This window comes from Nitrogeniibacter aestuarii, assembly GCF_017309585.1.
Taxonomy (GTDB): Bacteria; Pseudomonadota; Gammaproteobacteria; order Burkholderiales; family Rhodocyclaceae; genus Nitrogeniibacter; species Nitrogeniibacter aestuarii.
The window spans coordinates 4,476,111-4,489,183 of record NZ_CP071321.1; the positions used below are offsets into that span (position 1 = coordinate 4,476,111).

Annotated in this window: 14 protein-coding genes; 11 read left to right on the forward strand and 3 right to left on the reverse strand. The window is 64.8% G+C overall.

What is annotated here, in order from left to right; all coding sequences use genetic code 11:
- The first annotated feature begins 63 nt into the window (after positions 1 to 63).
- The 10 genes from modA (at position 64) to J0W34_RS20885 (ending at position 10,005) form a co-directional block, all read left to right on the forward strand.
- A complete protein-coding gene (gene modA, locus J0W34_RS20840; RefSeq protein ID WP_230970055.1) occupies positions 64 to 816 on the forward strand; it encodes a molybdate ABC transporter substrate-binding protein in 753 nt (250 codons plus the stop codon).
- 96 nt (positions 817 to 912) lie between these two features.
- Positions 913 to 1,773, forward strand: a complete 861-nt coding sequence (gene modD / locus J0W34_RS20845) for a ModD protein (protein WP_230970056.1) — start codon at positions 913 to 915, stop codon at positions 1,771 to 1,773.
- Entirely contained in the window at positions 1,770 to 2,162 is a 393-nt protein-coding gene (locus J0W34_RS20850; protein ID WP_230970057.1) for a NifB/NifX family molybdenum-iron cluster-binding protein, read from the forward strand. Before modD ends, J0W34_RS20850 begins: the two co-directional genes overlap by 4 nt.
- An 18-nt stretch (positions 2,163 to 2,180) precedes the next feature.
- Positions 2,181 to 2,849: a molybdate ABC transporter permease subunit gene (gene modB, locus J0W34_RS20855; RefSeq protein WP_230970058.1), complete on the forward strand. Its 669-nt coding sequence runs from the start codon at positions 2,181 to 2,183 to the stop codon at positions 2,847 to 2,849.
- Positions 2,846 to 3,919, forward strand: coding sequence for a molybdenum ABC transporter ATP-binding protein (modC, locus tag J0W34_RS20860; RefSeq protein ID WP_230970059.1), 1,074 nt, complete (start codon positions 2,846 to 2,848; stop codon positions 3,917 to 3,919). The genes modB and modC overlap by 4 nt, the downstream gene beginning before the upstream one ends.
- A 115-nt stretch (positions 3,920 to 4,034) precedes the next feature.
- The gene (locus J0W34_RS20865) at positions 4,035 to 6,884 is read left to right on the forward strand and encodes a type VI secretion system Vgr family protein (protein ID WP_230970060.1); all 2,850 of its coding nucleotides are present in this window, start codon (positions 4,035 to 4,037) and stop codon (positions 6,882 to 6,884) included.
- Entirely contained in the window at positions 6,881 to 8,008 is a 1,128-nt protein-coding gene (locus J0W34_RS20870; RefSeq protein ID WP_230970061.1) for a hypothetical protein, read from the forward strand. Before J0W34_RS20865 ends, J0W34_RS20870 begins: the two co-directional genes overlap by 4 nt.
- Before the next feature lie 3 nt (positions 8,009 to 8,011).
- Entirely contained in the window at positions 8,012 to 8,755 is a 744-nt protein-coding gene (locus J0W34_RS20875; RefSeq protein WP_230970062.1) for a hypothetical protein, read from the forward strand.
- A 16-nt stretch (positions 8,756 to 8,771) separates the two neighbouring features.
- Entirely contained in the window at positions 8,772 to 9,371 is a 600-nt protein-coding gene (locus J0W34_RS20880) for a hypothetical protein (protein WP_230970063.1), read from the forward strand.
- A gap of 43 nt (positions 9,372 to 9,414) precedes the next feature.
- A complete protein-coding gene (locus J0W34_RS20885) occupies positions 9,415 to 10,005 on the forward strand; it encodes an HD domain-containing protein (RefSeq protein WP_230970064.1) in 591 nt (196 codons plus the stop codon).
- A gap of 27 nt (positions 10,006 to 10,032) precedes the next feature.
- On the opposite strand, the gene J0W34_RS20890 is transcribed toward J0W34_RS20885, so the two are convergent.
- Entirely contained in the window at positions 10,033 to 10,671 is a 639-nt protein-coding gene (locus J0W34_RS20890) for a glutathione S-transferase family protein (protein WP_230970065.1), read from the reverse strand.
- Positions 10,672 to 10,680: 9 nt separating this feature from the next.
- Positions 10,681 to 11,274, reverse strand: coding sequence for a 2-hydroxychromene-2-carboxylate isomerase (locus J0W34_RS20895; RefSeq protein ID WP_230970066.1), 594 nt, complete (start codon positions 11,272 to 11,274; stop codon positions 10,681 to 10,683).
- 111 nt (positions 11,275 to 11,385) lie between these two features.
- On the opposite strand from J0W34_RS20895, the gene J0W34_RS20900 reads away from it, so the two are divergent.
- Positions 11,386 to 12,285, forward strand: coding sequence for a LysR family transcriptional regulator (locus J0W34_RS20900; RefSeq protein WP_230970067.1), 900 nt, complete (start codon positions 11,386 to 11,388; stop codon positions 12,283 to 12,285).
- On the opposite strand, the gene J0W34_RS20905 is transcribed toward J0W34_RS20900, so the two are convergent.
- Entirely contained in the window at positions 12,282 to 13,064 is a 783-nt protein-coding gene (locus J0W34_RS20905) for a TIGR01458 family HAD-type hydrolase (protein WP_230970068.1), read from the reverse strand. The two genes, J0W34_RS20900 and J0W34_RS20905, sit on opposite strands and share 4 nt — an antisense overlap.
- Positions 13,065 to 13,073: the final 9 nt, after the last annotated feature.

A 13,073-nucleotide genomic window follows, 5' to 3' on the forward strand; every position in this document is an offset into this window, starting at 1 on the left:
TGAACGCAGCCCCGGCGCTACCATGACCGGGCTCGTGCTCCCATCCACCCATCGCTGAAACGCATGCCGACACGTCACCACCTCGCCCTCGCGCTTTGCATCGCCACCGGCTCCCTTGCCAATGCCGGCGAGGTGAGCGTCGCCGTGGCCGCCAATTTCACGGCCCCGATGCAGGAGATTGCCGCCGCATTCGAACAGACCACGGGCCATCAGGCCAAGGTGTCGTACGGGTCGACCGGAAAGCTGTACGCGCAGATCGTGCACGGCGGCCCTTATGAGGTGTTTCTGGCGGCCGACGCCGACAGGCCCGAGAAACTCGAGACCGAAGGCATCGGCGTCTCCGGGCAGCGTTTCACCTATGCGATCGGCAGGCTGGTGTTGTGGTCACCCGAGCCCGACCGGGTCGATCCCGCCGGCGCGGTACTGGCCACCGGGGACTTCCGTCATCTGGCCATCGCCAATCCCAAGACAGCGCCCTACGGGGCCGCGGCCATGGAAGTCATTGCCGCGAAGGGCCTGGGCGCCAGGCTGGAACCGCGGCTCGTGCGCGGCGAGAACATCTCGCAGACCTGGCAATTCGTGGCCACCGGCAACGCGGAACTCGGCTTTGTCGCGGCCTCGCAGTTGTTCAAGGACGGCAAACCCCTGGGGGGTTCACGCTGGGACGTCCCGACCGACCTGTACCCCCCCATCCGCCAGGATGCCGTGCTGCTCAAGAAGGGTGAAGCCAACCCGGCGGCGACGGCGCTGGTCGACTTTCTCAGGAGCGATGCGGCACTGGACATCATCAAGTCCTACGGCTACGCAAGGCCCTGAACACCATCCCTGACTGACGTCGCGGAGTTTCTCCGGAGAGAATGATCGCCCCATAAACCACACTTAAATCATGGTTTTTGAAGATCGAGCCAGCTCATGAGCCCTTACACCCTGCCGGACGCCGAGCTCGAGCGCATGTTGCTCGAAGACGCGCCTCAAGGCGACGCCACCACCTTTGCGCTTGGCATTGGTGCGGCGCGCGCGCGCATGACGTTTCGGGCACGTGGCCCGATGACGGTCTGCGGCAGCGAGGAGGCTGCACGCATGGGCGTGCTGCGTGGCCTCGACGTGTGCTTGTCCCGGGTCTCGGGTGCGCGGGCCGAGGCTGACGATCAGCTGCTGAGCTTCACCGGCCCGGCCAGCCAGGTTCATCTTGTCTGGAAGACGGCGCAAACGCTGATGGAGTACCTGGCCGGGATCGCCAGTGCAACACACGACATTGTCGTCGCTGCCCGCAACGCCCGCGCCGATTGCGCCGTGGTCTGCACCCGCAAGACCTTTCCCGGCACAAAATCCGCCAGCATCAAGGCGGTGCTGAGCGGGGGCGCCGGTGCCCACCGCCTGAGCCTCTCTGAAACCCTGCTCGTTTTCGACGAGCACCGCTGCCTCATGCACGAACCGCCGGCCGGGGCCATCGCACGCCTGCGCCAGCGCTGGCCCGAACGCCCGGTCGTGGTCGAAGTCGCCAGCCAGACCGAAGCCCACGCGTGGATCGAGGCCGGTGCGGACGTGATCCAGCTGGAAAAATGGTCGGCACAAGCCACCGCCGCCTTGCGCGCCAGCCTGCGCGATGGCCCCCGGCGCCCGCTCATTGCCGCTGCCGGCGGCATCACCGCAAGCAATGCCGCCGACTACGCCCGCGCCGGCGCCGACATACTGGTCACCAGCGCCCCGTACTTCGCCCCGCCACGGGATGTGGCGGTCACCATTGCGCCCGACAGGGGAACCCAAGCATGAAAATCGCCATCGCCACCAAACATTTCAAGGAGGTCGGCGGCCACATCGGTAAATCGCTGCACTGGCTGCTATACGACCTGACCGAACACCACAGCACCCGACTGCTGCCTGCGCCTGAGCGCATCACGCTGAGGCGGGACCAGATCTTCCATGTGTTCGAAGACGATCGCCCGCACCCGCTCGACGGGGTCGACATCATGGTCGGCGCGAGCGCCGGGGAAGGCTTCATGCGTCACATGCGCAAACGCGGCGCCCAGGTGATGCTCACCAGCGAAAAAGACCCCACCATGGCGGTCACCCGCATCATGGCCGGGGAAGCGCTGCCGGGCCCAGGCTTCGATATCACGACGTCGCTGTGTAAAGTACGGGATCTTTTCTCGAAACACTGACCGACGCGTCTCTCACTCGTGCTCACGGAAGACCTTGCTGCCGTCTGGCTGACCCTGAAGCTTGCCACCGTGGTCACGGTGCTGCTGCTCATCCTGGGCACGCCCATCGCCTGGTGGCTGGCCCGCACCCGCTCGATCTTCAAGGGCGCCATCGGCGCCGTGGTCGCGCTGCCACTGGTCTTGCCTCCGACGGTGCTCGGTTTCTACCTGCTCATCACGCTCGGGCCGAACGGCCCCGTCGGCCAGCTGACCGAAGCGCTGGGCATCGGCCTGCTGCCCTTCACGTTCCCCGGGCTGGTGATTGCCTCGGTGATCTACTCCTTGCCCTTCGTGGTCCAACCGATCCAGAACGCATTCGAAGCGATCGGCGAACGCCCGCTTGAGGCCGCAGCCACCCTGCGCGCCAGTCCCTGGGATGCCTTCTGGTCGGTTGCAGTGCCCCTGGCGCGGCCCGGTTTCATCACCGGCGCCATTCTCGGCTTTGCCCACACGGTGGGCGAGTTCGGCGTGGTGCTCATGATCGGCGGCAACATCCCGGAAAAGACGCGGGTGGTGTCGGTCCAGATCTATGACCATGTCGAAGCCCTGGAATACACCCAGGCCCACTGGCTCTCGGGCGGCATGGTGGTGTTCAGCTTCGTGGTCCTCATGGGCCTCTACACCCTCAATCGGGGCCGGCTGCGATGAATGGCGACATCCGCGCCCGTTTCCGTGTTGACCGGGGCGAGTTCTGTCTGGATGTGGATCTGACCTTGCCGGGCCATGGGGTGAGCGTCCTCTTCGGGCATTCGGGCTCGGGCAAGACCACGATCCTGCGTGCGATGGCCGGGCTTGAACAGGCACCGGCCGGCCATTTCGCCCTGGGGGACACCGTGTGGCAGCATGCCGGGCAGTTCACGCCGGTGCATGAGCGCGAAATCGGCGTGGTCTTTCAGGAAGCCAACCTGTTCCCGCACCTGAACGTGCGCCGCAACCTGGAGTTCGGCCTGCGCCGCGTGCCTGACGGCAAGCGCAGCCACCGCCTCAAGGACGTTGCCGACATGCTCGGCATTGCCCATCTGCTCGATCGCAAGCCCAGCCAGCTCTCCGGGGGCGAGCGCCAGCGCGCTGCCATCGCCCGTGCGCTGCTCAACACCCCACGCATCCTGCTCATGGATGAACCGCTGGCGGCGCTCGACCTCAAGCGCAAGCGCGAAATCCTGCCCTATCTGGAGCGCATGCACCGGGAGCTGGACATCCCGGTCGTCTATGTCAGTCATTCGCCCGAAGAAGTGGCGCGGCTGGCCGACCACCTGGTGTTGCTCGATGAGGGCAAGGTGATCGCCAGCGGCCCGCTCAACGACGTGCTGGCCCGCATCGACCTGCCCGCCGCCTTTGCCGACGACGCCGGCGTGGTGCTCGACACGGTCGTCGAGGGCCAGGAAGAAGACCACATCACCCGCTTGCGATTCCCCGGTGGCACCATCCGGGTCGCACAACGGGAAGAACCGGTGGGCACGCCGCTGCGCTGTCGCATTCACGCCCGCAACGTGAGCCTTGCCCTCGTGCCGCAGCCGGAAACCTCCATCCTCAACTGTGTCGGCGCGGTGGTCGTGGACATCGCCCCCACCAACACACCCGGCCAGGTGCTGGTGCGTCTCGATTGCGCCGGCGAGCCCTTGCTCGCACGCATCACCGAGCGCTCCCGGCGCAAGCTCGACATCCGCCCCGGCCTCGCACTGCGCGCCCAGATCAAATCCGTCGCGCTTCTGGACTGAACGGCGCACCAGGCCGCCGGCGAGGAACAAGTGCATACCGCCGGGAACTTGTGCATTGACATGGCATATATGACATGCTCGAATTCGGCCTCGGATATCCACTTGGCTTACCTCGATGTCATCACTGCGCCAGCTCTTCACCGCGCACATTTCCCAGCACGCCCGTCTCCTCCACATCGAGACGCCCCTTCCCGAGTCCGCGCTGGTGGTCGAACGCCTGACGGGCCGGGAAGCGATCAGCGAACTGTTTCGCTTCGAGGTGGACTGCCTGTCGGGCAACGCGCACTTTGAACTGAAGCAACTGCTGGGGGAGGAAATTACCTTGCGCCTGCTGCAGGCCGACGGCAGCCTGCGCAACTGGCATGGCTATGTGACCGAAGCCATGAACCTGGGGGCCGACGGTGGGCTGGCCCGCTACCGGCTGGTGGTCGAACCCTGGCTGGCCTTCTGTGCCCAACGCCGCGACTGCTTCCAGTTCCAGGACAAGGACGTGCTCGGCATCGCTGAAGAGATGTTCGGCGACTATGTCATGGCCGACTGGCGCGCCGATGTGACCCAGACCCTGCGCCAGTACAGCCGCATCACCCAGTACCGCGAAACCGATTTCGATTTCCTGCGCCGTCTGCTCGCCGAAGAGGGCCTGTCGTGGCGCTTCGAGCATGACCAGAGCACCACGGCCAGCGACGATGCATCGGCCTCCCATGCCCGCCACAAGCTGGTCATCTTCGACCGCGACGCCGAGGCACCCGACAGTCTCCAGCCCACCATGCGCTTCCATCGCAATGACGGCCCCGAATTCGAGGACAGCATCAATGTGCTGCGCGACATTCGCCAGGTGGTGCCCAATGCGGTCACCCGCAGCAGCTGGGACTACAGGAAACTCACCGCCACCGCCGCCCAGGCGACCAGCCCGCTGGCCATGGGCGAGCTGCCCACGCTGGAAATCTACGAAGGCGCCAGCGCCTATCGCTTCGAAGACACTGCCGCCGCCCAGCTGCGCACCGATCTCATGCTCGCGGCCTTCGAATCCGAACACCACCGCATTGCCGGCGAAGGCGCCGTGCGCCAGATGGCCGAGGGCACGCTCTTCACCCTCACCCAGCATGATCACTACCAAGGCGACGACGCCCGCTTGCGCCTGCTCAGTGTCGAGCACCACGGAGCCAACAACCTGGGCGCCGAAGCGGCGCAGTTGCTGGGCAACACCGAGCTGGAGCAAGGCACCTACCGCAACCGCTTCGTGGTCCAGCGCGCGGACGCCCCGGTGGTGCCCGCGCCCATGGCACGCCCCCGGGTCAGCCAGCAGGTGGCGCTGGTGGTGGGCCACCCGGAGGCGGCACTGACCACCGATCGCGACCACCGCATCAAGATTCAATACCCCTGGCAGCGCGGCGAGGCGCCCAACGCGGGCGGCCTCAACGACACCGGGCCGGCCGCCACCGAGGGCAACGCCCCGGGTGACGCCACCTCAGGCACCTGGGTGCGGGTGGCCGAATGGCTGGCCGGCCCCAACTGGGGCAGCCACTTCCTGCCGCGCATCGGCACCGAAGTGCTGGTGGACTTCGTCGATGGCGATATCGACCGGCCCATCGTGGTCGGTCAGTGCTACAACGGCGCCGACCTGCCCCCGTTCTCGGCCGGCGTCGATTCAGGCGCCAACCACCCCGGCACCGTCTCGGGCTGGCACAGCCACAACCACGAAGGCAAGGGCGCCGGCACCAATCAGTGGCTCACCGACGACGCCCCGGGCCAGTTGCGCACCCGTCTGGCCACCAGCGAAACCGACGCCCAGCTGGGCCTGGGCCACCTGGTGGATCAGCGCCTGGACAGCGCCCATCGCGGGCCCTGGCGCGGCACCGGCTTTGAGCTACGCACCGACGGCTGGCTGGCCGTGCGTGCCGGCGAAGGCATGCTCATCAGCACCACCGCCCGCCAGAACGCCACCAGCACCCAGATGGATGTGGCCGAAGCTGTCGGCCAACTGCGCGCGGCCGAGCAGAGCGCCCAATCGCTCAATGACGCGGCCAGCGCATCCGGTGCCCTCGGCCTCAAGGCCAACAAGCAACAAACGGCATTCATCGACGGGCTCGATCCACAGAAAGAGGGCAAATTCGAGGGCAGCATCGGCGGGCAGGAAGCAAAGAAAGCCCAACCCGGCAGCCGAACTCTGGGCGAGCCCACCGAACGCTTCGCCAAGCCCTATATCGTCACCGAAGGGCCGGACGACATCGGCCTCTCGACCCCCGCCAGCAGCATTCTCTTCGCCAGCCAGAACCTGCACGCCACCGCGCAGGAAGACCTGCACATCGCCAGCGCCAAGACCTTCTCCGCCACCGCCGGCGAAGCGGCCAGCCTCTACACCCACGCGGGCGGCATCAAATCCATCGCCGCCGCCGGCACCCACACCCTCCAGGCCCACACCGACGAGATGGAAATCCTCGCCGACGACTCGGTGACCATCACCAGCTCGAACGACGAGATCCACATCCAGGCCAAGGACAGCATCGTGCTCAAGGCCGGGCAGAGTTCCGTCACGCTCAAGGGCGGGGACATCACCTTTGCCTGCCCGGGGACGTTCTCGGTCAAGGGCAGTGGGAATGCGTTTGTGGGGCCGGGGAGTCAGGCGGCATCGCTCGAAGGTCTTCCCAGCGGCACACTTCAGGAAACGCCGCATTTCATCGAGGTCAAGCGGGCGTACTACGACGGGTCGGCCGTCCAGGGCGCCGACGTCAAGGTGCGGTTCGACGACGGAACGATCCGGACCGCCAAGCTCGACAGTTCCGGCTTTGTCCGCATCGATGGAACCCCTGCAGGTTTTGCGGAAATCGAAATTGGCGAGGATGTTCGCGACTGGGCATTCGATGAGCCCCCGGAGCCCAACTGGAATCCGGCCTATGGCAAGCAGCTCAATGATGAGCAGAAAGCGGCGCTGTTTCAACTCTATGCTGACGAGGTGCAGTCATGAAGGACGCGCTCGACTGGTTCTGGGGGGTGCTTCTTGGTGACTTCAACGAAGATCCGTCGATGTCGCAGACGATTGTCTCGAGCATCATCACCGCTATCCCGATCATTGATCAGATTGCCGATGTGCGCGACGTCATCGCCAATCTGTACATGCTGACCGAGGACCCGGAGGACACCTGGAAGTGGGTCGCCCTCTGCATCACCCTGATCGGCCTCATCCCGGTGCTGGGCAGTTTGCTCAAAGGCGTCTTCAAGATTCTCGTGCGTGCCATTCGCGAGGGCTCTCGGCATGCGGATGAAGCCATCGAGATGATTCTTGCGCTGGTGCGGGGCGCCGGTAAGGGCGACCCGGTTCGCTGGCTGCGCAACCTGCCCATGGATCAATATGCACGCGACGTCGTGCGGCAGTTTTCCGAGATCACGACCAAGCTGCGTCTGGCAATTGCCGATGTACGCCACAGCTGGCTCGCCAAGTGGGTGATGGGCGACAAGATCCGACGTCTCCAACTGGTCGAGGATCAGATCAAGAAGCTTCAGGAAATGGGAGAGCAGCGTATCCCCGATACGATGCGTTTCCTCAAGCGGGAACTGGACAGACTGCTCGATCGTGCTCAGCCGGGCCGTATTGACGGGGCTTCTGACACCGCCAATACGCTGGCGCACTCTGCCAAACCCCTCATGCGCCTCGATTATGAGGTCGCCGTCCGACGCCGGATCGGTGAGCGGGTCGAACGGATGCGCGCCGAAGGCATGTCGAACGAGGATATCGCTCGGTTTGCTCATCAGGAGCGACGGGCGATCGGCAAGGAATTCAAGGATGCGACGGACCCTGACCTTGCTCAAGTCATTTATGCTAGAAATGAGCGGGTCTACGGTGACCCGCTAGGGCCGAAATACGAAGATCTCCGCAGGGGCTACCGTATCGACGAGAACGGCAACCAGATTCCTGTGGGGCGTGGCCCGAAAACGGATGAGCAGATCATTGAGGGCGCGCAGAGAACCGGTGGCGACGACTTTCCCTGGGAAAGAATTCTGGAATACAACGCAGCCAAGCAATCGGGCGACGCGTCACGAGCTCGTCAGTTATTGGACGAGATTGACGCCATCGTCAATCCGAGGAGATAAGGCATGAAGCATAAATCCGTCATCCTCGCGCGCCATCACACGAGTGGTGATTTGATCACGCTCGATGAGAACAACCCAGACTGGTATGCATTACCGGAAGAGGAATGGCCGGCAGACGGCGATACACCTCTTGAGTTGCGTCACTCCGTACCGGTCAAAGGTAGCTATTACCAGCATGAGAGCCAGCGCTATTGCGCATACTGGGCGTCCGACGGCGATTTCTGCTTTCGTGACAGCAGCGATCACGTATGGCCACTCTTTCACCGCAATGCCCGCGGCGAAATTTCCACACACGCACGCGTGGAAACGACCATCGCACCGGCCTTGGACACGTCCGGATTCGAACGTGTGGGTTTTCTGTCATTCACGCTGTCACTGGATGGGCAGCGCGTCTTCGCGATCGATTACGACGCACGCCTGTTCCGCCGTTTGTATCAGAGCGACACCACCCCCTTTGCAGATCGCACACTCGGTAGTTGGGACTTTTTCGTGGGTGTGCATGAAGCAGTCGCGTTCCTGAACAGCGCCGCAAAACAGGCGAACTCACAGGCCGATTCGAGCAGCGACGTAGTGGTTCTGCCAACCAGCGAAACACCCATCACACTGGCGACGGGGCAAACATGCTCTCGGGCGGGTCGCTGGGGACGTGTGGACGATCTGTACGAAAACCACCTGCTCTTCGAAGGGGAAATCATGCCTAAGTCGCGGGGGAATGAAGTGCAATGGGTCTGGCTGGCGCGAGAGTAACCGGTTCGCTGGCTCGATGGATGGCAGCAGAGGCCTGCAATGTCTGATCATCGACCTCCGGACAGAATCGGCCTCCACCACCTACTGCGCCGGCCGGTATGCGCACATGGCCGCCATGGACTTTACGGCGGTGTCGATGCTTGAAGACGTCGCCGACTGGGACTTTTTCGTCTGGCTGGCGCGCCTGGACGAAGTGATGAACTGCCGCCCGGCGTCCGATACGACGTTCCATGACACCATGGTCATCGAACTGGGGCACGAGCCCCTCGACAACGAAACCTTCACCGCTCACCTGCGCACCAACCTGTACGCACTGGGTTGGCAGCTAAGGTTGTCCTCGGCACGCTCGCAGGGCGAGATGATTGACCAGGGTACGCTCAACCGGGTCATCGATGTCGACGCCCCGGTGGCCTGGCTCAGCGATTCGGGCAGGGATCTGCTGCGATTCGAGCTGCTGTCGCCCGATGGACGGACCCGCTGCATTGCAGAACAGGATTCGGCGCCGGTGGTGTGGTTGAGGTCGGCGACGGTCACGATCCGATTCAGCCGGGGGCTGGCGATGGATCCCGACACGCACAGGCCCCGTCGCTTTTTCACCACCATCGAGCGTCGATGAGCGCACTATCTCTTCGTTCTGGCCGCACACTGAATGAGCCGCGATGACTGAAACCCCATGGCAGGCCGTCGCCCTGCGTTGCTACCGCAGTGAAGGGCGTCACTACCACACCGAACACCACATTCGCGCCATGCTGTCGCTGTTCGCACCCGTTCGCCATGAGGCGCACGATGCACAGGCACTGGAAGCGGCCATCTGGTTTCATGACGCGGTCTATGACCCGACGGCCGACGACAATGAAGCACGTTCGGCGGCCCTGGCGCGCGCGCAACTGGTGTTGGCGGCTTGGCCCATCGACCGGGTCGAGCGTGTGTGCACGCTGATCGAATACACCGCGACGCACGACATTCCGCCCGGCGACGTGGATGCGGCGCTACTCATGGATCTGGACCTGAGCATCCTCGGTGCCCCGCCGGCCATGTATGACGCTTACACGACACAGATACGCGCCGAATACGCCCATGTGCCCGACCCGGCGTTCAAGGCGGGGCGGCTCGGCTTCATCCGCCACATGCAGGCCCGGCCACACATCTATCAGACCCACACGTTTCGGGCGCGGTTTGAAACCCGGGCCCGCGCCAATCTGGCGCGCGAGGCCCGAACGCTTGGCGAACCGGGCGCGGCGGGTGCCTGAGCCGGACCCCACCGTCGCCCGATGCGGTCACACCCGACGCTCGCTGTCGTCCGGCGCCAGGCATCGCGCCGGTGCCGTCGCGCGGTAGCCGGGCAGTGCCTTCATGCGCTGGAACCACTGCTGCAAGCGGGGAAACCGATCCGGAATGAACACACCGTACGCTTCGGCCAGGCCGAAACGGGCCGTCAGCGCGCACTCCGGGAAAGAATAATCCTCGGCAAAGAAGAGGGACTCGCCCAGTTGGGCGTCCAGATGGACCAGGGCCTGCTCGAAACCCTCGACACCCGCCTGAATGCGTTCCAGATCCCACTCGGCTTGCGGCTTGCCGCGCTTTTCGAAGATCACCTCGCGCAACGCAGCGCCCACCACGCCATCGCTGTAGGCATTGAGCTGACGGGCCCGAATCCGCCCCTCGGCGCTCGCCGGCAGCAAGCGGCCGGAGACATCGGCCAGGTATTCGAGGATCACGTTCGATTCGTGAATCACATGGGCCCCTGACACCATCACGGGCACCGTCTTTCCGGGCGTCAATGCCTCCCATTGCACTCGATGCTCGGGTGCTTGCCAGTCCAGCACACGGACATCCACTTCACAGGCGTGCAGGGCCAGCCGCACTTTCCAGCAGAACGGGCATTCGGGCTTGTTGTAGAGCGTCACATCCGGCATGGGTGGTCCTCAGTTGCGGGCCGCACGGCGCTCGCGCAGCTCGTCGAGCACGAAGTCGATGCGGTCCTGCCCCCAGAAGATCTGATCTTCAATCACGAAGGTGGGCACACCGATCACACTGCGTTCGGCCGCTTCCTCGGCATGGCGGGCCAGTTGCGCCAGATAGGCCGGATCTTCAATCGCGGCGGCCAGTTCGTCGCGCGCCAAGCCGATGCTCTCGCCCACCTCGAGCAACACCGCCGGGTCACCGATATCCCGCCCATCGGCCCACTCGGCACGCATCACCTCGACGATGTAGGGGCGCAGCAGGCCTTTCGCCTCGGCCAGCAACGAACCGGCACCCGCCCGCGTGGGGTCGGTGGTGACCGGCGGCGGCACGACGGGAATCCCCATGCGCCGGGCGAAACGTGCCACGTCCTGGCGGGCCAGCGGCATCTTGCTCTTGGCCCGGTCGGGCGACGAGCGCAGATCCCAGCCACCCACGGGGCGCCAGTGCAGGCGCACGTTGTAGTCGTCAACAATCGGCCACAGGGTCTTGCTGGCCAGGTAGCAGTAGGGACTGCGGAAGTTGAAGTACAGGGTCACGTCGACAGGATCGCTCACGGGCATCTCGCGTCACAGGGCAATGGTTTCAGCCTAGCCCGACAGCGATTTATGATAAACATCAAAACAGTCACATGATCTGTGAATCAGATTCACAACCGGAGTTCCCACGTGGACAAATGGACCGAGATGCAGGTGTTTGTCGAGGCGGTGCGCCGTGGCAGTTTTTCTGCCGCCGGTCGCCAGCTGGACCTGTCGCCGTCGGCCGTCAGCAAGTTGCTGTCGCGACTCGAATCGCGCCTCGGGGTGCGCTTGCTCCATCGCACCACACGCACCCTGAACCTGACCGAAGGGGGCGAGCGTTACTACGCGCGCTGCCAGGAGATTCTCGCCGACATCGAAGACGCCGAAGCGGCCCTGACAGGCTTCGTGCGCGAACCGGCCGGCATCCTGCGCATCAACAGCACCCCGGGCTTCGCCAAGCACCAGTTGCTACCGCTGATGCCGGCGTTCACGGCCCGCCATCCGCAACTGACGCTGGAGTTCCAGCTCACCGGCCAGGCCATCGACCTGATCGCCGAAGGCGTCGACGTGGCGATCCGCCTCGGGGCGCTAAAGGACACCAGTCTGGTGGGGCGCAAGCTGGGCGAGAGCCGGCGCGTGGTGTGCGCCAGCCCGACCTATCTGGCCACTCACGGAACGCCGCACACCCCGGCTCAACTGCGTCAGCACGACTGCCTGTGCCTGTCCACCAGTGACGCCTTCAATCAGTGGCAGTTCAGCGGTCCCGACGGCGTTGAGCTCGTCGAGCCGCGCGGCCGCTTCGTGACCGACAACGTGGACGCCCTGCATGAATACGCGCTGCTCGGCGGCGGCGTTGCCCGCCTGTCGCTGTTCATGGTGGCGCGCGATATCGAGGCCGGCCGGCTGGTGCCGTTGCTCACCGGCTATGGCATCGAGCATCAGCAGATTCATGCGGTCTATCCGCACCGCAAGCACCTGCCGGCCAAGGTCCGTGCGCTGATGGACTATCTGAGCGAGGCGTTCACGCCGCCGCCCGACTGGGCTTAGGGGGATTCAAGCAGCAACGCCACGGCGGCGCCAAAATCATCCACCACCCGCGCCGCACGAACCGCTTCATCCTGCTCATCGTCCGGCCGGTACTTGCCCGTCCGCACCAGCACCCCGGCAATCCCGGCCTCTTGTGCCGCCCCCACATCGTCATGCAGGTCATCGCCGATCAACACGGCGCGATCCGCCGAGACCCCCAGGGTGTCGAGCGCGGCATGGAAAAACCCGGCGGCCGGTTTGCCGACGATCTCCGCGCCGACGCCGCTGGAGAACTCCAGCCCGGTGACGAACGCCCCCATGTCGAGCGACAGGCCGTCTTCTTCCCTGAAGTAGCGGTTGCGCGCCATGGCGATGAAGGGCGCGCCGTCCATGAGCAGGCGGAAGGCGCGGTTGAGGTGCTCGTACGTGAGGTGCGGCCCCATGTCGCCCATCACCACCGCATCCGGCGCCGCGGCGCTGGGGCCCATCTCGGCGTCGAGCGCCGGGTGGATCAGATACAAGGGCTTGAGGCCACGGGCGTCGACCACGTGTCTGGCGGCCGCGGCGGCGGTCTGGATCTCACTCTCGGCAATGTCGAAGCCCAGGCGCTCGAGCAGCGTTGCGATATCGGCGCGCGGCGAGCGCGTGGTGTTGGTGAGAAAACGCAGTTTCAGACCCGATTCACGCAATAGCGCCAGTGCCCTCACGCTGCCCGGGATGGCGGCGTCGCCCACATGGAGCACCCCGGCCAGATCGATCAGCACCGCCTCGGGGCGGCGCGGCAGTGTCAGTTCAGTCATGCCCACACT